This window comes from Streptomyces sp. S.PNR 29 (assembly GCF_030386795.1).
GTDB lineage: Bacteria > Actinomycetota > Actinomycetes > Streptomycetales > Streptomycetaceae > Streptomyces.
On the sequence record NZ_JANUQM010000002.1, the window covers coordinates 180,372 to 197,678 of the forward strand.

The 17,307-nt window shown below is 69.2% G+C and carries 17 protein-coding genes; 10 read left to right on the forward strand and 7 right to left on the reverse strand.

The annotated features are described in order from the left end of the window. Positions 1–3 precede the first annotated feature (3 nt). On the reverse strand, positions 4–477 hold the full coding sequence (locus NW895_RS05430) for a GNAT family N-acetyltransferase (RefSeq protein WP_289934137.1): 474 nt from the start codon (positions 475–477) through the stop codon (positions 4–6). Between the two features lie 106 nt (positions 478–583). Here NW895_RS05430 and NW895_RS05435 point away from each other — a divergent pair, with 106 nt between their 5' ends. Both NW895_RS05435 and NW895_RS05440 read left to right on the forward strand, forming a co-directional pair. Further along, positions 584–1,069 carry a MerR family transcriptional regulator gene (locus NW895_RS05435; protein ID WP_289934138.1) on the forward strand — a complete coding sequence of 162 codons (486 nt, stop codon included), beginning with the start codon at positions 584–586 and terminating at the stop codon, positions 1,067–1,069. Next, positions 1,066–2,082 (forward strand): aldo/keto reductase, encoded by a 1,017-nt coding sequence (locus NW895_RS05440; protein ID WP_289934139.1) that lies wholly within the window; start codon positions 1,066–1,068, stop codon positions 2,080–2,082. Before NW895_RS05435 ends, NW895_RS05440 begins: the two co-directional genes overlap by 4 nt. 78 nt (positions 2,083–2,160) lie before the next feature. Here NW895_RS05440 and NW895_RS05445 read toward each other — a convergent pair whose 3' ends face one another. The 3 genes from NW895_RS05445 to NW895_RS05455 all read right to left on the reverse strand — a co-directional run bounded on the left by NW895_RS05445 (position 2,161) and on the right by NW895_RS05455 (position 5,035). Next, positions 2,161–3,018, reverse strand: coding sequence for a DUF4429 domain-containing protein (locus NW895_RS05445; RefSeq protein WP_289934800.1), 858 nt, complete (start codon positions 3,016–3,018; stop codon positions 2,161–2,163). A gap of 58 nt (positions 3,019–3,076) precedes the next feature. Beyond that, on the reverse strand, positions 3,077–4,294 hold the full coding sequence (locus tag NW895_RS05450; protein WP_289934140.1) for an alpha/beta hydrolase family protein: 1,218 nt from the start codon (positions 4,292–4,294) through the stop codon (positions 3,077–3,079). Positions 4,295–4,375: 81 nt separating this feature from the next. Beyond that, complete coding sequence (locus tag NW895_RS05455) at positions 4,376–5,035, reverse strand: TetR family transcriptional regulator (RefSeq protein WP_289934141.1); 660 nt, start codon at positions 5,033–5,035, stop codon at positions 4,376–4,378. A 117-nt stretch (positions 5,036–5,152) separates the two neighbouring features. Here NW895_RS05455 and NW895_RS05460 point away from each other — a divergent pair, with 117 nt between their 5' ends. Next, the gene (locus NW895_RS05460; protein ID WP_289934142.1) at positions 5,153–6,772 is read left to right on the forward strand and encodes an MFS transporter; all 1,620 of its coding nucleotides are present in this window, start codon (positions 5,153–5,155) and stop codon (positions 6,770–6,772) included. 333 nt (positions 6,773–7,105) lie between these two features. Further along, complete coding sequence (locus NW895_RS05465; protein WP_289934801.1) at positions 7,106–7,411, forward strand: small hydrophobic protein; 306 nt, start codon at positions 7,106–7,108, stop codon at positions 7,409–7,411. A gap of 412 nt (positions 7,412–7,823) precedes the next feature. Here NW895_RS05465 and NW895_RS05470 read toward each other — a convergent pair whose 3' ends face one another. Continuing rightward, complete coding sequence (locus NW895_RS05470; protein ID WP_289934143.1) at positions 7,824–8,570, reverse strand: potassium channel family protein; 747 nt, start codon at positions 8,568–8,570, stop codon at positions 7,824–7,826. Positions 8,571–8,641: 71 nt separating this feature from the next. After that, positions 8,642–11,389: a pyruvate dehydrogenase (acetyl-transferring), homodimeric type gene (gene aceE, locus NW895_RS05475; RefSeq protein WP_289934145.1), complete on the reverse strand. Its 2,748-nt coding sequence runs from the start codon at positions 11,387–11,389 to the stop codon at positions 8,642–8,644. Positions 11,390–11,817: 428 nt separating this feature from the next. Between aceE and NW895_RS05480 the strand changes: the two genes are divergently transcribed. The 6 genes from NW895_RS05480 (at position 11,818) to NW895_RS05505 (ending at position 16,388) form a co-directional block, all read left to right on the forward strand. Beyond that, positions 11,818–12,255 (forward strand): DUF3052 domain-containing protein, encoded by a 438-nt coding sequence (locus NW895_RS05480; RefSeq protein ID WP_289934148.1) that lies wholly within the window; start codon positions 11,818–11,820, stop codon positions 12,253–12,255. Positions 12,256–12,372: 117 nt separating this feature from the next. Further along, positions 12,373–12,831 carry a peroxiredoxin gene (locus tag NW895_RS05485; RefSeq protein ID WP_289934149.1) on the forward strand — a complete coding sequence of 153 codons (459 nt, stop codon included), beginning with the start codon at positions 12,373–12,375 and terminating at the stop codon, positions 12,829–12,831. A 148-nt stretch (positions 12,832–12,979) separates the two neighbouring features. Further along, positions 12,980–13,555, forward strand: a complete 576-nt coding sequence (locus tag NW895_RS05490; RefSeq protein ID WP_289934150.1) for a calcium homeostasis/redox stress adaptation protein — start codon at positions 12,980–12,982, stop codon at positions 13,553–13,555. Positions 13,556–13,654: 99 nt separating this feature from the next. Beyond that, complete coding sequence (locus NW895_RS05495) at positions 13,655–14,230, forward strand: TerD family protein (protein WP_289934151.1); 576 nt, start codon at positions 13,655–13,657, stop codon at positions 14,228–14,230. Positions 14,231–14,355: 125 nt separating this feature from the next. Further along, entirely contained in the window at positions 14,356–15,498 is a 1,143-nt protein-coding gene (locus tag NW895_RS05500; RefSeq protein ID WP_289934153.1) for a DUF475 domain-containing protein, read from the forward strand. 152 nt (positions 15,499–15,650) lie between these two features. Then, the gene (locus NW895_RS05505; RefSeq protein WP_289934156.1) at positions 15,651–16,388 is read left to right on the forward strand and encodes a Tellurium resistance; all 738 of its coding nucleotides are present in this window, start codon (positions 15,651–15,653) and stop codon (positions 16,386–16,388) included. Positions 16,389–16,406: 18 nt separating this feature from the next. On the opposite strand, the gene NW895_RS05510 is transcribed toward NW895_RS05505, so the two are convergent. Beyond that, the gene (locus NW895_RS05510; protein WP_289934157.1) at positions 16,407–17,303 is read right to left on the reverse strand and encodes a TerD family protein; all 897 of its coding nucleotides are present in this window, start codon (positions 17,301–17,303) and stop codon (positions 16,407–16,409) included. Positions 17,304–17,307 lie beyond the last annotated feature (4 nt).

Sequence of the window (17,307 nt, forward strand, 5' to 3'; positions counted from 1 at the left end):
CGCTCACAGGTGCAGCCGCATGGAGGGGGCAGGGTCCCGCCGGAAGCCCATCGACTCGTACAGCGGCTCGGCGTCGGGGGACGCGGTGAGCATGACGTAGCCGGCGCCCCGCTCCCGGAACCACTCCAGCAGCGCCTCCATGCAGGCACGCGCGTAGCCGCGGCGCCGTGCGTCCGGGTCGGTCGCGACGCTGAAGACGTAGCCGATCCGCCCGTGCGGATTGCCGGCCCGCCCGATCCGGTACTCCAGCGTTCCGGCCGCCAGCGCCGCCAGCCGCTCGGGCCGTTCCGGGTGGCCGACGACGAACGCCGCGAACTCCCCGTCCGGCTCGGCCAGTCGGGCCCGCAGGGTCGGCAGGGACTCCGCGTGCCACTCGGCGGACGAGGGGCCTTCCGCCGACATGGAATCGATCATCACCTGGCGCAGGCGCATGACTTCCTCGGCGTCCTTGGGCAGGGCACGGCGTACGAGACTCATGCCCCGCACGCTAGCCAGCCGCCCCGCTCCGCGTCCCGCCGATTTTGACCATCTCTTACCGCCCGGCCTTGCTTGGAGTGCACTCCAAGGTTCTAGCGTGGGGGCCATGACGGTGATGCAGACCACGGCCGAGGCGACCCGCCCGACCGGCACCAGGACCGACATCTGCTCCGCGCCGCCCCGCAGGCACCCACGCCCCGACGGCCAGGACCGCTACACGATCAGCGAGGTCGTCGCCTTCACCGGCCTGACGGCGCACACCCTGCGCTGGTACGAGCGGATCGGCCTGATGTCCCACATCGACCGCTCGCACACCGGGCAGCGTCGCTACACCAACCGCGACCTGGACTGGCTCGACTTCGTCGGGAAGCTGCGCATGACGGGCATGCCGGTCGCCGACATGGTCCGGTACGCGGAGCTGGTGCGCGAGGGCGAGAGCACGTACGGCGAGCGGCGGGAGCTCCTGGAGGCGACCCGCCGGGACGTGCTGGCACGGATCGCGGAGCTGCAGGACACACTCGCCGTACTCGACCTGAAGATCAGTTTCTACGCGGACGCAGGGCACGGCCGCGAAGCGGAGAGGACCCGATGACCGACAGCAGGATCCCGACGGCACGGCTCGGCGACGGCGGCCCGGAGGTGGGTGTACAGGGCCTCGGCTGCATGGGCATGAGCTTCGGCTACGGCCCGTCGGACGCGGGGGAGTCCAGGGCGGCCCTGGAGCGCGCGCTGGAACTCGGCGTCACGCTCTACGACACGGCGGACGCGTACGGCGCGGGGGAGAACGAGCGGTTCCTGTCGCCGTTCTTCAAGGCACACCGCGACGAGGTCGTCATCGCCACCAAGTTCGCCCTGTCGATACCGCCGGACGACCCGACGAGGCGGGTCATCCGCAACGACCCGCCGTACATCCGGCAGGCCGCCGAGGACAGCCTGAAGCGGCTGGACGTCGACGTGATCGACCTCTACTACATGCACCGGCGCGATGTGAACGTGCCGATCGAGGAGACCGTCGGGACCATGGCCGAACTGGTCCGCGAGGGCAAGGTGAAGCACCTGGGCCTGAGCGAGGTCACCGCCGACGAACTGCGCGCCGCCCAGGCCGTCCACCCCATCGCCGCCGTGCAGTCGGAGTGGTCGCTGTTCAGCCGGGACATCGAGGCGAAGGTCGTCCCGGCCGCCCGTGAACTGGGCGTGGCACTGGTGCCGTACTCGCCGCTCGGCCGGGGCTTCCTCACGGGCTCCTTCGTCAACGCCGACAAGGACCTGACGGCCGGCGACTTCCGCCGTCAGCAGCCCCGCTTCACGGGGGAGAACGCGTCGGCCAACGCGGCGCTCCTGGACCCGATCCGCACGGTGGCCGAGGCTCACGGAGCCACCCTGGGGCAGATCGCCCTGGCCTGGGTCCAGCAGCGGGCGGCAGTCCACGACCTCCCGATCGTCCCGATCCCGGGCACCCGCAGGCCGGGCCGGGTGGAGGAGAACGTGGCGGCGACGCGGATCGTCCTGACGGAGGAGGAACTGTCCTTGCTGGAGCCGATCGCCACGAAGGTGTCGGGCGACCGGTACGCCGACATGACGTTCACTTCTGCGGGGCGTGAGTAGAGGCTCTCAGGGGCGCGGGGAACTGCGCGACAAGCCACACACGGCCCGCAGCCGAAACCGAACCGCACTCGGCAGACGCTAAAGCTCCGACAACAACTCCGCCTTCTTCGCCGAGAACTCCTCATCCGTCACCAGCCCGGCCTGATGCAGCTCCCCCAGGTGACGGATGCGCTCGGCGATGTCGGCGGGGTCACGGCGCGGCGCGGACGCCGGAACCTTGACAGCCGGCCCGGACTTCCGCACCGCGGCCAGCACAGCCGCGGCGAACGGCAGCGACTCGTGCACGGGCCCGTATCCGAGCCCGAAGACCACCGCTGCCGGATCCTGGTCGGCCTGCGCGGGTGACGCGGCCCCGTCGTGGCGCAACAACCGCAGATGTCCCTCGAACACCTCGGGGGACCGCCACTCCACCCCGCTGAGGTCGGCGACCGGGAAACTCTGGTCGCCGGCCTTCCACTTCGCCGACGACGCCCCCGTCCAGAACCATCTGAAGTGGACCGTGCTGCCGTCGAAGGACGCCTTCCCGTCGTACGCCTTGAACTGCAACGGCGCCTCGGGCGCGGCCACCAGGTGACGTTCGGCCGGCCCCGACTCGGTGAGCCGCGCACGCAACTCGTCCGCGTAGTACTCCGCGAGAGCGTCCCGCTCGGCGGGCAGCACCAGCCGGTACGGGTCGCTGTTCTCCTTCAACTGCCCGGCGGCCGCCTCCATCAGCGGATCGGCGCCCGGCCGGGGCTCGACACGCAGCACGACGGTGCCGCGTCTGCCGGGCGTCAGCGTGACGCCGGCGATCGCCTCCAGGGGGATACGGCGTTCCCCCAGCGCCTGCAACAGCTTCGGTGTCCGGATCCCCCGTTCGTAACGGATGAGCACGGAGTCGGACTCGAACTCCCAGGCGGCATGAAATCCGGCCAGTACGTCACCCATGCGGCTCATCGTATGCGGCATGAGCTCCTCCGTCCCCTCCCCGTGCAGACCGCGGTTTCTGTTGTCTCTACGCGCGTCCGACCGGCGCCGTGCCGGACAAATCCGCCCGGCAGCCCTCGTCTTCGCCCGCGCAGTGCACCGAGCGGTATGCGCCAACACCGATGTCGGCGAAGTTCAGCAGACTCTCCGTGCCCGGTTCGAAGTAGCCGCTGTGACCCTGGGCGCCGCGCGCCGACAGCACCCGTGCGCCGAACGCGGTGGACACCGGGTCGGCGCCGTGTCCCAGCCCGCCGACCTCCAGGTACGGCACGTCCTGGACCCAGTCGTCGGCGTCCCGCATCGACCACACCTGGGCGGAGGTCCGCAGCTGCGAGGCCGTCTCCACGCGCATGCCGGGGCTGCCGGCCACCGCGATGTCGGCCACCCGGCGCGGCAGCGCGTGCGCGGCGATCCCGCACACCACCGAGCCGTAGCTGTGGCAGAAGAGGGAGACCGGTGAGCCGCCGGGGAGCCCGCGCAGCAGCGCGTTCAGGCGGGCGGCGCCGCTCTCCGCGCGCATCGCCGTCGCCGCGTCCATGCCGACCCCGCTGGGTGCCGTGTAGTCGGCCCAGGCGATCACGGCCGTACGCGTCGAGGGGCTCGCCGCGCGCTCGGCCGCGTACAGCGACTTCGCCATGCCGACGGGCGCCGAGTACCTGCGCTGGGTGCGCTGGAAGGTGAGCAGGTTGGTGTCGACGCCGGGGACGATCACGGACACGCGGTCGGCCTTGTCCAGGTTCCCGAACACCTCGGCGACCCGGCCCGAGCCCTCCGGGTCGAAGGCGAGGATGTGCCGGCTCTCGCTCATCAGCGACTCGAAGCGGTGCATACGGCGGCCCGCATCCTGCTGTCCGTCCGGGGTGAGGCGGCTGTCGTGCATGCGTTTCAGCTCGACCTTGCGCGCCTGCCCGAGCGCGATGCGGTTGGCGCGGTAGCGCAGCTCGACGGGGGCGCCGTTCATGTTGCCGACCGCGAGCGGATAGCGGCGGGCGAGGCTGGTGCGCTGCCGCTCGGTGAGCGAGGCGAAGAAACGGGCCAGCCGGGCGGGCGCCGCCTGCGGGTCGGGCAGCCGGTAGCCCTCGATCCGGGCGTCTTCCCAGGCGGCGAGCGAGGCCGCGAGCGCGGTCGGGTTCTTCTGGTTGCGCAGGGCGGTCCAGCCGGTGGTCGCCAGCATCACGAACACCACGGCCAGGGCGAGCAGGGCGCGCCAGACGTTCGGTTGCGGGGAGGTGTCGAAGGAAGTCACTGAGAGGACACATTAGGAGAACGAGAGGGTCTCGCGTGAACCAAGTGACACGGATCACGTTTCGATCATGGTGTACTGGGTTCAGTCTGTACGCCAGTTCCCGGCCAGTGCGGGACCCACCTCGTCGAGGTACCTGGTCATCTGCTCGCGCATCGCCTCCAGGCTGAGGTCCTCCCCTGTGGACCATATCCGTTCCGCGACCCGGATCACCCCGCCGAACAGGGCCACCACGATCCTCGGCCGCGGGTCCGCGTCCACGTCCAGCCCCTCGCGCTCGGCGATGACGCACGCGAGCCGGTCCTCCATTTCCGCCGCGCGCCGCAGGTGGGCGGCGAGCAGTGCGGGGGTCGACTCGATCACCTGGTAGATGCGCAGGTGAAGGTCGACCGGCACGATCTGCTCGATGGTCTCGTGGAGGGCGTCCCAGCTCTCCAGGACGGCCCGGCGGAGCGCCTCGAACGGGGCCTCGGCCGGCGGCCGGGCGCGCACGGCCTCCAGGATGTGCGACTCCCCGATGCGCAGGACGAAGAACGCGGCCTCCTCCTTGCTCGCGAAGTAGCGGAAGAAGGTGCGCTGCGAGACGTCGACGGCCTCGGCGATCTCGTCGACGGTGGTCTGCTCGTACCCCTGGGTCGTGAAGAGCCTGAAGGCGGCCCGCAGCAGCGCGTCCCGCGTGCGCTGCTTCTTGAGCTCGCGCAGCCCGGGCCGGGGTGCCGTGCCTACGGTCGCCGCCGTCTCCATGGGCCCTCCTTCCTGGCTGATCTCCAAGATCAGGCACCCTACAGGGGAGTGCGATGTCAGTCACCGACTTGTGCGTCAGATTGTCAAGTGTCAGTCGCTGACATTACGCTCGCCCGTATGACTAGTCAGACCGCCATCGACGCGACGGGGCCGGGGGGCGACGCGCCGGCATCTTCGTCGGGCGCGACGCCCGGCAAGGGGCTGCGGGGGCACCCCTGGCTCACCCTCATCACCGTCGCCGTGGGGGTCATGATGGTGGCCCTCGACGGCACCATCGTGGCCATCGCCAACCCGGCCATACAGAAGGACCTGGGCGCCACCTTCGCCGAGGTCCAGTGGATCACCAACGGTTACTTCCTCGCCCTCGCGGTCTCCCTGATCACCGCGGGCAAGCTCGGTGACCGGTTCGGTCACCGGCAGACCTTCCTCATCGGCGTGGTCGGCTTCGCCGCCGCCTCGGGGGCCATCGGCCTGTCCGACAGCATCGCGCTGGTCGTCACCTTCCGCGTCTTCCAGGGCCTGTTCGGCGCACTGCTGATGCCTGCCGCGCTCGGTCTGCTGCGAGCCACGTTCCCGGCCGAGAAGCTCAACATGGCCATCGGCATCTGGGGCATGGTCGTCGGGGCCTCCACCGCGGGCGGCCCGATCCTCGGCGGCGTGCTCGTCGAGCACGTCAACTGGCAGTCCGTCTTCTTCATCAACGTGCCGGTCGGCGCCCTCGCCGTGATCCTCGGCGTGCTGATCCTGCTGGACCACCGGGCCGAGAACGCCCCGCGCTCCTTCGACCTGCTGGGTATCGCCCTGCTGTCGGCCGCGATGTTCTGTCTCGTGTGGGCGCTCATCAAGGCTCCCGACTGGGGCTGGGGCGACGGCAAGACATGGGCGTTCATCGTCGCCTGCGTCGTGGGCTTCGCGCTCTTCTCCTTCTGGGAGACGAAGGTGAAGGAGCCGCTGATCCCGCTGGCGCTGTTCCGCTCCATTCCGCTGTCGGCGGGTGTCGTCCTGATGGTCCTGATGGCCATCGCCTTCATGGGCGGCCTGTTCTTCGTCACCTTCTATCTGCAGAACGTGCACGGCATGAGCCCGATCGACGCCGGTCTGCACCTGCTGCCGCTCACCGGCATGATGATCGTCGGGTCCCCGCTCGCGGGCGCGATGATCACCAAGCTGGGCCCGCGGGTTCCGCTGGCCGGCGGTATGGCGGTCACCGCGATCGCCATGTACGGCATGTCCACGCTGGAGGCGGACACCGGCAGCGGTCCCATGTCGCTCTGGTTCGCCCTGCTGGGCCTCGGCCTCGCGCCCGTCATGGTCGGCGCCACGGAGGTCATCGTCGGCAACGCCCCGATGGAGCTGTCGGGTGTGGCCGGGGGGCTCCAGCAGGCCGCGATGCAGATCGGCGGCAGTCTCGGTACGGCCGTGCTGGGTGCCGTGATGGCCTCCAAGGTCGACAGCGACCTGGCCGGCAACTGGGCGGACGCGGGACTTCCGCCGCTCACTCCGGCGCAGGAGCGCCTGGCTTCCGAGGCGGTTCAGGTCGGGGTGGCGCCGGTTACGCCGGGTACCCCGGACTCTGTCGCCGCGAAGATCACGGACGTCGCGCATGACACGTTCATCGCCGGGATGAGCGCGGCCTCCCTGGTCGCTGCGGGGGTTGCCGTGGTCGCGGTGCTGGTCGCGTTCCTCACCAAGCGGGGTGAGAACGCGGCGGCCGGTGCGGGCGTGGGGCACATCTGACAGGGCGTCCGCTCTGACGGGGCGTCCGCTCTGACGGGTCGCCGGCTTTTACGGGGCGTCGGCGTGCGGTTCGCCTATCCGGGTGACAACGGCGACGAACCCCTCCCCTCCGGTGGGGGCCGCAGGTCACAGTGGGTCAAGTCCTCCGCAAGGGCATGGCGGACGACCGGGCTGCGGCGCGCTGCCGGAGGGGGGCAGCGCGCAGGCAGCGAACGAAGTTGAAGGCCGCAGGAATGACGGCCGTATCCGGGGTACTCGCATGGTCGAACCCCAACCGAACCCGAACTCATCGAGGAGTTCCGGTAGTTGATCCAGGGGTTCGGGGAGTTGGTGATGGCGAGCTTCGGACACGGAACGCGCAGGCACCCCCGTTCACGTAGCCGGACGTGGTCACGGAACGGGCCGGATCGCGCGACGCTCGGAGTCATCGGAGTCACGTGCGCGGTCGCCGGGTTCTTCGTGCTGGGGATCATCCTCGGCCCCGTCGCGATCGTCTGCGGCTGGCTCTCCATGGGCCGCACCTGGGCGGGCTCCCGTCCTGTCACGGCCCTGGTCGCCCTGGTACTGGGCGCCATCGACACGCTCCTGGCAGTCATCTGGCTGGCCGGAGCGGGCACCCCGGGCAGCGGCATGTTCTGACCCGCGGGGAAGTGAGGGAAGGGCCCCCGGCGGAAGCGGCCGGGGGCCCACCTTTGTGTGTGCGGGTGCGGATGCGGATGCCTGCGGCGGCCTGTGCGGGTTCGGTGGGGGTGCGCGTTGCGCCTACGGGTGGTGGTGGGTCGGGGCCGCGCCGGGGGGTGTCCGTCCTCGGTCCGGCGGAACTGTCTCTTACCGGGGTGGAGGGTGATGGACGCCGGCCGCTGCGGGCGGACACCCCCCGACACGGCCCCTTCGCGCCGTGGGCGACTGCGGATGAGTGCGGGTACGTGCCGGTCCGCCCAGCCGCGGGCATGCGTGCCGCCTGGGGCGGCACGGGTGGGCGCTGGGGGTACCCCCTGCTCGGAAAGCTTGGGGGAGGCACCCCGTCGCGCCGGGTTGTTCGGCAACCCCGTCACCTCACCGACCGTTCCTGCAGCGCAGCCACCTCCGCCCGCAGTGCCCGTACCTCCTCCGTCAGTCCCCGAATCGCCTCCGTCTGCCGCCGTTCCTCCACGTCGTCCTTCTCGAACCGCGCGATGAACCACGCCGCGATGTTCGCCGTCACCACACCCAACAGCGCGATCCCCGACAGCATCAGCCCCACCGCGATCAGCCGGCCCAAACCCGTCGTCGGCGCGTGATCCCCGTACCCCACGGTCGTCATCGTCGTGAACGACCACCACACCGCGTCACCCAACGTCCGGATGTTCCCGTCCGGCGAGTCCCGCTCCACCGACAGCACCGCCAGCGACCCGAACATCAGCAGCCCGACCACGGACCCCGCGACATACGTGGTCAGCCGGATCTGCGTGGCCATCCGCGCCCGCCGCCCCACCAGCATCAGCGTCGAGACCAGCCGCAGCAGCCGCAACGGCTGCACCATCGGCAGCACCACCGCGCACAGGTCCAGCCAGTGCGTACGTATGAAGCCCCGCCGGTCAGGGGCGAGTACCAGCCGCGCTAGGTAGTCCGCGGCGAACGCTCCCCACACCGCCCACTCGACCACCGTGCACGCGAACGCCACCGACGAGCTCGCGTCGTCGGCGACGATCGGCACGGCATAGGCCACGGCGAACATCACCGCGAGTGCCATCAGGGGCCGTTGGGTCACCGACTCCCAACGGACCTGCGCCGACTGGTCTCTCCTGCCCGCCTTCATGCCCGCATCGTAAAGAAACCGTGAGGGCGGTGGAGCCACAGACTCCACCGCCCTCGTCAGGCACCCTGTGCCTACGCGTCACCGCCTGCGACACCCGGGTCGGCCGCTGCCACGTCGAGCAGCTGGTAGCGGTCGATGGCCTGCTTCAGCACCGAGCGGTCCACCTTGCCCTCGCGGGCCAGCTCGGTGAGGACCGCGACCACGATCGACTGGGCGTCGATGTGGAAGAAGCGGCGGGCCGCGCCGCGCGTGTCGGCGAAGCCGAAGCCGTCGGCGCCGAGGGACTGGTAGGTTCCGGGCACCCAGCGCGCGATCTGGTCCGGGACCGACCGCATCCAGTCGGACACGGCCACGAACGGCCCCTGCGCGCCGGACAGCTTCTGCGTCACGTACGGCACCCGCTGCTCCTCCTCGGGGTGCAGCAGGTTGTGCTGCTCGCAGGCCACGGCCTCGCGCCGCAGCTCGTTCCAGGAGGTCGCCGACCAGACGTCGGCCTTCACGTTCCAGTCCTGGGCCAGGATCTGCTGCGCCTCGATCGCCCACGGCAGCGCGACGCCCGACGCCATGATCTGCGCCGGGATCGAGCCCGCCGTGCCCTCGCTGAGCCGGTAGATGCCCTTGAGGATGCCCTCGACGTCCACGTTCTCCGGCTCGGCCGGGTGCTGGATCGGCTCGTTGTAGACGGTCAGGTAGTAGAAGACGTCCTCGCCGTGCGGGTGCTCCTCCGAGCTGCCGTACATCCGGCGCAGACCGTCCTTGACGATGTGCGCGATCTCGTACGCGAAGGCCGGGTCGTACGCCACACAGCCCGGGTTGGTCGAGGCCAGCAGCTGCGAGTGGCCGTCCGCGTGCTGCAGACCCTCACCGGTCAGGGTCGTGCGGCCCGCGGTCGCGCCGAGGACGAAGCCGCGTGCCAGCTGGTCGGACATCTGCCAGAACTGGTCGCCGGTCCGCTGGAAACCGAACATCGAGTAGAAGACGTAGACCGGGATGAGCGGCTCACCGTGGGTCGCGTAGGCCGAGCCGGCGGCGATCAGGGAGGCCGTGCAGCCCGCCTCCGAGATGCCGTCGTGCAGCATCTGGCCGTTCGGCGACTCCTTGTAGGCGAGGAGGAGGTCGCGGTCCACGGCCTCGTACTGCTGGCCCAGCGGGTTGTAGATCTTCGCGCTCGGGAAGAACGAGTCCATGCCGAACGTGCGGTACTCGTCCGGCGCGATCAGCACGAATCGCTTGCCGATCTCCTTGTCCCGCATGAGGTCCTTGAGGAGCCGGACGAAGGCCATCGTCGTCGCGATGGACTGCTGGCCCGAGCCCTTCTTCACGGTCGCGTACGTCTTGTCCTCGGGCAGCCGCAGAGGCTTGGAGCGGACGACGCGCGTGGGGACGTAACCGCCGAGCCCCTTGCGGCGGTCGTGCATGTACTGGATCTCCTCCGAGTCCCGGCCCGGGTGGTAGTACGGCGGCAGGCCGGACTCCAGCTCCTTGTCGGAGATCGGCAGGTGCAGACGGTCCCGGAAGTGCTTGAGGTCGTCGACCGTCAGCTTCTTCATCTGGTGCGTGGCGTTGCGGCCCTCGAAGTTCGGGCCGAGCGTCCAGCCCTTGATCGTCTTGGCGAGGATGACCGTCGGCTGGCCCTTGTGCGCCTTGGCCGCCGAGAACGCCGCGAAGATCTTCCGGTGGTCGTGACCGCCGCGGCCCAGGTGCAGGATCTGGTCGTCGGTCATGTGCTCGACCATCGCGCGCAGCCGCACGTCGTCACCGAAGAAGTGCTCGCGGATGTACGCGCCGGACTCGGTGGCGTAGGTCTGGAACTGGCCGTCCGGCGTGGTGTTCATCTTGTTGACCAGGACGCCGTCCCGGTCCTGCGCCAGCAGCGGGTCCCAGGTGCGGTCCCAGATCAGCTTGATGACGTTCCAGCCGGCACCGCGGAAGACCGACTCCAGCTCCTGGATGATCTTGCCGTTGCCGCGCACCGGGCCGTCGAGCCGCTGCAGGTTGCAGTTGACGACGAAGGTCAGGTTGTCCAGGCCCTCACGCGCGGCGAGCGTCAGCTGGCCGAGCGACTCCGGCTCGTCCATCTCGCCGTCGCCGAGGAACGCCCACACGTGCGACTTGGACGTGTCGGCGATCCCGCGCGCGTGCATGTACCGGTTCATCCGCGCCTGGTAGATCGCGCCGATCGGGCCGAGGCCCATCGAGACCGTCGGGAACTCCCAGAAGTCCGGCATGAGGCGCGGATGCGGGTACGACGACAGTCCGTACGGCGCCTTCGACTTCTCCTGCCGGAAGCCGTCCAGGTGCTGCTCGCTCAGCCGGTCCAGCAGGTACGCGCGGGCGTAGATGCCCGGCGAGGCGTGACCCTGGAAGAAGACCTGGTCGCCGCCGTCGCCCTCGTCCTTGCCCCGGAAGAAGTGGTTGAAGCCCACGTCGTAGAGCGAGGCGGAGGAGGCGAAGGTGGCGATGTGGCCGCCGACGCCGATGCCCGGCCGCTGGGCGCGCGAGACCATCACCGCGGCGTTCCAGCGGGTGGCGTTGAGGATCTTGCGCTCGATCTCCTCGTTGCCGGGGAAGAACGGCTCGCTCTTGGTGGGGATGGTGTTGACGTAGTCCGTGCTGCGCATCTCGGGCACGGCCACGCGCTTCTCGCGGGCCCGCTCGATCAGCCGCAGCATCAGATAACGGGCCCGCTCCCGGCCGCGCTCGTCCACTGCGGCGTCGAGGGAGTCGAGCCACTCCTGGGTTTCCTCGGGATCGAAGTCAGGAACCTGACTCGGAAGGCCGCCAATGATGATCGGGTTGCGATCGGATCCGGAAGCCACGCTGTTCCTTACCTGTCGGAGGGCCACCTGTCAGAGGCCGCTTTTCGCTGTTTGTCTCGGGGGTCGTCTCGTGCCTGCGCCGATCCCCATCGTGTACCTCCGGGAGCCGGAACGTCATCTCTACCGAGAGGTAACCGGGACCTGGGTCGGCCCTGTGCCGACCCCGGGGCGACTTGGGCAAACTCATTCGAGTCTCGTACCCACAGAGGATTCCCAAACGCGCAAAGCGGGCAGAAAGGTGTGGTGTGCGTCACCTGCGCCTGGGAGGCTGTGCCTGGAGTTGCGGTGACACGGCCAGGATCGTCACCGTTTCGGCGGTCTGAACGGCCGGGTACTTGCGCGATCCGCCCCGCCCGTGTGGACTACGGCCAATGCTTCGCGCACGCGCGTGGCTGAGATATTCCCAAGACATGATCAGGAGGCAACCCGTGAGCGCGACCGCGGACCACGCGGAGGAGCGGACGAACCCTGCCGCCAGGCTGGGGTTCCAGCCCGGGCAGGTGGTCCAGGAGATCGGCTACGACGACGACGTGGACCAGGAGCTCCGCGAGGCCATCGAGGAAGCCATCGAGAGCGACCTGGTGGATGAGGACTACGACGACGTGGCCGACGCCGTTGTGCTGTGGTTCCGTGACGACGACGGCGACCTGACGGATGCGCTGGTGGATGCCACCACGTACATCGAAGAGGGTGGCGCGATCCTGCTCCTCACGCCGAAGACCGGCCGGTCGGGATACGTGGAGCCGAGTGACATCTCGGAAGCCGCTACGACGGCGGGACTGACGGCGTCCAAGAGCGTCAGCGTCGGCAAGGACTGGAGCGGCAGCCGCCTGGCGACGCCGAAGGCGGCCAAGTCCAAGAAGTAGTTCCGGCCACGGCCGGATCCGGACGGGCTGACGACGTCAGCCCGTCCGCAGGCCTCTGGTGATCCCTGCGTAGGGTGTTCTCGCCCGAACAACCCCCCCGAAGGGACCAACAGGACGATGGCGATCCAGGTCGGCGAGAAGGCCCCCGACTTCGAGCTCAAGGACAACCACGGCGCGACCGTGCGGCTGTCCGACTTCCTCGGCGACAAGAACGTGGTGCTGCTCTTCTACCCGTTCGCCTTCACCGGCGTGTGCACCGGCGAGCTGTGCGAGCTGCGCGACAACCTGCCGAAGTTCTCCGACCGCGACACCCAGGTGCTCGCCGTCTCGAACGACTCCATCCACACCCTGCGCGTCTTCGCCGAGCAGGAGGGCCTGGAGTACCCGCTGCTGAGCGACTTCTGGCCGCACGGCAACGTGTCGCGCGCCTACGGCGTCTTCGACGAGGACAAGGGTTGCGCCGTGCGCGGGACCTTCGTCATCGACAAGGAGGGCGTCGTGCGCTGGACGGTCGTCAACGGCCTGCCGGACGCGCGCGACCTCAACGACTACGTGAAGGCGCTCGACACCCTGTGACGCCGCCGTCGTGACGGGGCCCGACACCCCGGTGATTCTTCGGCTCCAGGGCCTGCGTGGGGCGGGAACCCGTTACTAGGATCGACTCGTTGATCCGACATCCGACGCACTACGGGGCTTCCCGCCCCCGGACATCAATGGAGGACTCGTGGGAGTCAGCCTCAGCAAGGGCGGCAACGTATCGCTGACCAAGGAGGCGCCGGGCCTGACCGCGGTCATCGTCGGTCTGGGGTGGGACGTCCGCACCACGACCGGCACCGACTTCGACCTGGACGCCAGCGCGCTGCTGCTGAACAACTCCGGCAAGGTCGTCAGCGACCAGCACTTCATCTTCTTCAACAACCTCAAGAGCCCCGACGGCTCCGTCGAGCACACCGGTGACAACCTCACGGGTGAGGGCGAGGGCGACGACGAGCAGATCAAGGTCAATCTCGCCGGCGTCCCGGCGGACGTGGAAAAGATCGTCTTCCCGGTCTCGATCTACGACGCCGAGACCCGCCAGCAGTCCTTCGGCCAGGTCCGCAACGCGTTCATCCGCGTCGTGAACCAGGCCGGCGGCGCCGAGATCGCCCGCTACGACCTCAGTGAGGACGCCTCCACGGAGACCGCCATGGTCTTCGGCGAGCTCTACCGGCACGGCGCGGAGTGGAAGTTCCGTGCCATCGGCCAGGGCTACGCCTCGGGCCTGCGCGGCATCGCGCAGGACTTCGGTGTGAACGTCTGAGCCGACCGAAGGTCTCACCGCCCGGCGTCGCACGGTTTACGTGCGGCGCCGGACGCGCAGGAAGCCAGAGAAGCATCACCTCGGGGAGGGACCATCACCATGGGCGTCACGCTCGCCAAGGGGGGCAATGTCTCCCTGTCCAAGGCCGCACCGAACCTCACTCAGGTGATGATCGGTCTCGGCTGGGACGCGCGCTCCACCACCGGAGCCCCGTTCGACCTCGACGCCAGCGCCCTGATGTGCAGCGGCGGCCGGGTGCTCGGGGACGAGTGGTTCGTGTTCTACAACCAGCTCAAGAGCCCGGACGGCTCGGTGGAGCACACCGGTGACAACCTCACCGGTGAGGGCGACGGCGATGACGAGTCGATCCTGGTCGACCTGTCCAAGGTGCCGCCCCAGTGCGACAAGATCGTCTTCCCGGTCTCCATCCACCTTGCCGACGAGCGCGGCCAGGCCTTCGGCCAGGTCAGCAACGCCTTCATCCGGGTGGTGAACCAGGCCGACGGCCAGGAACTCGCCCGCTACGACCTGAGCGAGGACGCGTCCACCGAGACCGCGATGATCTTCGGTGAGCTCTACCGGTACCAGGGCGAGTGGAAGTTCCGGGCGGTGGGGCAGGGGTACGCGTCGGGCTTGCGGGGGATCGCCCTGGACTTCGGGGTCAACGTCTCATAGGCGATATGAGCAGAATCCGGGGCCCTGTGGGATACGAACGGAGGCCGACTAGACTCCGGCTTCAAAGGTTTCGTAAAGCCGAGTACGGCGCGGGGGAGACCCGTACATAAGGGATTGGGTAGCCAGTGGTTCTGAAAACCTTCGGCTGGTCGTTCGCGGTCACCGCGCTCGGCCTCGTCGCGGCGGTCTTCTACGGGGGGTGGACCGCCTTCGGCATCGTGGCGATCCTCTCCGTCCTTGAGATCTCGCTGTCCTTCGACAACGCGGTGGTCAACGCCGGGATCCTGAAGAAGATGAATGCCTTCTGGCAGAAGATCTTCCTCACGGTCGGCATCCTGATCGCCGTCTTCGGCATGCGACTGGTCTTCCCCGTGGTGATCGTCGCCCTCAGCGCCCAGCTCGGACCGATCGAGGCCGTCGACCTCGCGCTCACGGACAAGGACCGCTACCAGGAACTGGTCACCGACGCCCACCCGGCGATCGCCGCCTTCGGTGGCATGTTCCTTCTGATGATCTTCCTGGACTTCATCTTCGAAGACCGGGACATCAAGTGGCTGGGCTGGATCGAGCGCCCGCTGGCCAAGCTCGGCAAGGTCGACATGCTGTCGGTCTGCATCGCGCTGATCGTCCTGCTGATCACCTCGATGACCTTCGCGACCCAGGCCCATCTGCACGCCGGGCACGCCGACAAGGCCGAGACGGTCCTGCTCTCCGGTATCGCCGGCCTCATCACGTACATGATCGTCGGCGGTCTCTCCGGCTACTTCGAGGAAAGGCTCGAAGAGGACGAGGAACGCGAGCACGAGGCGGAGGAGGAAGCCGAGCGCACCGGCAAGCCGCGCTCCGCGGTCGCCCTCGCCGGCAAGGCCGCGTTCTTCATGTTCCTCTACCTTGAGGTCCTCGACGCGTCCTTCTCCTTCGACGGCGTGATCGGTGCCTTCGCCATCACCAACGACATCGTCCTGATGGCCCTCGGTCTCGGCATCGGCGCCATGTACGTCCGGTCGCTCACCGTCTACCTGGTCCGCCAGGGCACCCTCGACGACTACGTCTACCTGGAGCACGGCGCGCACTACGCCATCGGCGCCCTCGCCCTGATCCTCCTGGTCACCATCCAGTACCAGATCCACGAGCTCATCACCGGTTCCATCGGCGTGATCCTGATCGGCTGGTCCTTCTGGTCCTCCGTACGCCGCAACCGCGCTCTCGCGGCAGCCGAGGGAAAAGCGGGCTCGGACGAGAGGACTGAGGTCTCGTCCGGGGTGTGACGCGCGCCTGCCGCAAGGACCCGGTTCGCGCCCGCCGCGCCTCGTCGCGGGTGTGAACCGGGTCCCGGCGAGGAACGCTCTGTGCGGGGCGGCCGCCGAGGACGTGTCCTCGGGCCGCCCCGCCGGTCTTCGACGCGAACGTGGGGGCGTGTATGGGCTTCTTGGAGGGATTCTGGCGGGGACGCGAGGCCGACTTCGACTCGGGCAGTGCCGCCAGCAACGCCATCGAGCTGACCAAACGGCACGACAGGGTCTCGCTGACCAAGCAGGGTGCGGCCACCGGCCATCTGCGCATCAACCTGAGCTGGCGGATGCGGACCTCCGACTTCGGCGGCGGCCGGCGGGAGAGCGTGCTGCGCCACCCCTTCAGGGCGCTCAAGCCGCCGGAGGTCGTGGGCCACAGCCAGAGCATGGTCAACGTCGACCTCGACCTGGGCTGCCTGTACGAGCTGCAGGACGGCACCAAGGGCGTCGTCCAGCCGCTCGGCGGCTACTTCGGCGACGTCAACGCCCCGCCGTACGTCAAGCTCAGCGGCGACGACCGGTTCGGTTCGGCGTCCGGCGAGACGATGTACGTCAACCTCGACCACCGGGACGAAATCAAACGACTGCTGGTCTTCGCCTACATCTACGACCAGACGCCCGCGTTCGACCGCACCCATGCCATCGTCACGCTGTACCCCAGCAACGGCCCCCGCATCGAGATACACCTCGACGAACGCCACCCTCAGGCCCGCTCCTGCGCGGTCGTGATGATCGAGAAGGTCAAGGACGAGATCATCGTCCGGCGCGAGGTGAAGTTCGTGTACGGCTTCCAGGGAGAAGTGGACCGGCTGTACGGGTGGGGGCTGCACTGGGGGCGGGGGTACAAGACGAAGGTGGAGCGCTGAGCCGTGCGCTGCTGACCGCTACCGCCCGATGAACTGCGGCCCCTGCGGCGGCAGCCGGAAATCCGGGTCCGGGACGACGGTCACCGGCGGCGGGAAGGCGTATCCGGACTGGGCGCCGGTCGCCGCGGCCGCCGGCGGGTACCCGTACGCGGGCTGACTCGTCGGATGCGGATATCCGTACGCGGGCTGGGTCGCCGGCGTGGGCGTCGCGGACGGCTGCGGATATCCGTACGCCGGCTGGGACGGCTGCGGCGGCACGCCCGTCGGCTGCTCCGGCGGAAGCGGCCGGGAGACCTCGGGGCCGGATCGGGGCGGCGCGGACGCCTGCTGCTGCGTCGTCGCCGCCGATTCCTCCGCCATCTCCGACTCGTCCACCGAGATGCCGAAGTCGGTCGCCAGGCCCTTCAGTCCGTTCGTGTAGCCCTCGCCCAGCGCCCGGAACTTCCAGCCCTCATTGCGCCGGTACAGCTCACCGCAGATCAGCGCGGTCTCCCCGCCCGTCTCCGGCTTGACGTCGAAGTAGGCCAGCGGCTCCGCGTCAGGGGCCGTCCCGTCCGTCGCGTCGTACAGCAGGATGCGCAGGGCCCGTACGCGGTCGAAGGTGACGCCGTCCGCCGATGCGACCAGCAGAATCCGGCTGACCCCGGCCTCGACACCGGAGAGATCTGTCTGGATCGTGTCGGTCAGGCCTTCGGCGACCCGCTTCTTGCCGAGCCGCCAGACCTTCCCGGAGGGGTGCCGGGGCTGGTTGTAGAAGACGAAGTCCTCGTCGGAGCGCACGCGGCCGCCGGGGCCGAGGAGCAGCGCCGAGGCGTCGACATCCGGAACACCCTGCCCGGGCGTCCAGCGCAGCACGGCGCGCACCGTCGTGGCTTCCAGCGGGACGTTCGACCCCTTCAGCATCGCGTGCGTCATGCCG

Bases quoted from the DNA above. Each gene is read 5' to 3' on its own strand.
- NW895_RS05485 (WP_289934149.1), top strand. From the start codon at position 12,373: ATGGCGATCCAGGTCGGCGAGAAGGCCCCCGACTTCGAGCTCAAGGAC.
- NW895_RS05460 (WP_289934142.1), top strand. From the start codon at position 5,153: ATGACTAGTCAGACCGCCATCGACGCGACGGGGCCGGGGGGCGACGCG.
- NW895_RS05455 (WP_289934141.1), bottom strand. From the start codon at position 5,035: ATGGAGACGGCGGCGACCGTAGGCACGGCACCCCGGCCCGGGCTGCGC.
- NW895_RS05430 (WP_289934137.1), bottom strand. From the start codon at position 477: ATGAGTCTCGTACGCCGTGCCCTGCCCAAGGACGCCGAGGAAGTCATG.
- NW895_RS05435 (WP_289934138.1), top strand. From the start codon at position 584: ATGACGGTGATGCAGACCACGGCCGAGGCGACCCGCCCGACCGGCACC.
- NW895_RS05510 (WP_289934157.1), bottom strand. From the start codon at position 17,303: ATGACGCACGCGATGCTGAAGGGGTCGAACGTCCCGCTGGAAGCCACG.
- NW895_RS05445 (WP_289934800.1), bottom strand. From the start codon at position 3,018: ATGAGCCGCATGGGTGACGTACTGGCCGGATTTCATGCCGCCTGGGAG.
- NW895_RS05440 (WP_289934139.1), top strand. From the start codon at position 1,066: ATGACCGACAGCAGGATCCCGACGGCACGGCTCGGCGACGGCGGCCCG.
- NW895_RS05495 (WP_289934151.1), top strand. From the start codon at position 13,655: ATGGGCGTCACGCTCGCCAAGGGGGGCAATGTCTCCCTGTCCAAGGCC.
- NW895_RS05470 (WP_289934143.1), bottom strand. From the start codon at position 8,570: ATGAAGGCGGGCAGGAGAGACCAGTCGGCGCAGGTCCGTTGGGAGTCG.
- NW895_RS05505 (WP_289934156.1), top strand. From the start codon at position 15,651: ATGGGCTTCTTGGAGGGATTCTGGCGGGGACGCGAGGCCGACTTCGAC.
- NW895_RS05465 (WP_289934801.1), top strand. From the start codon at position 7,106: ATGGCGAGCTTCGGACACGGAACGCGCAGGCACCCCCGTTCACGTAGC.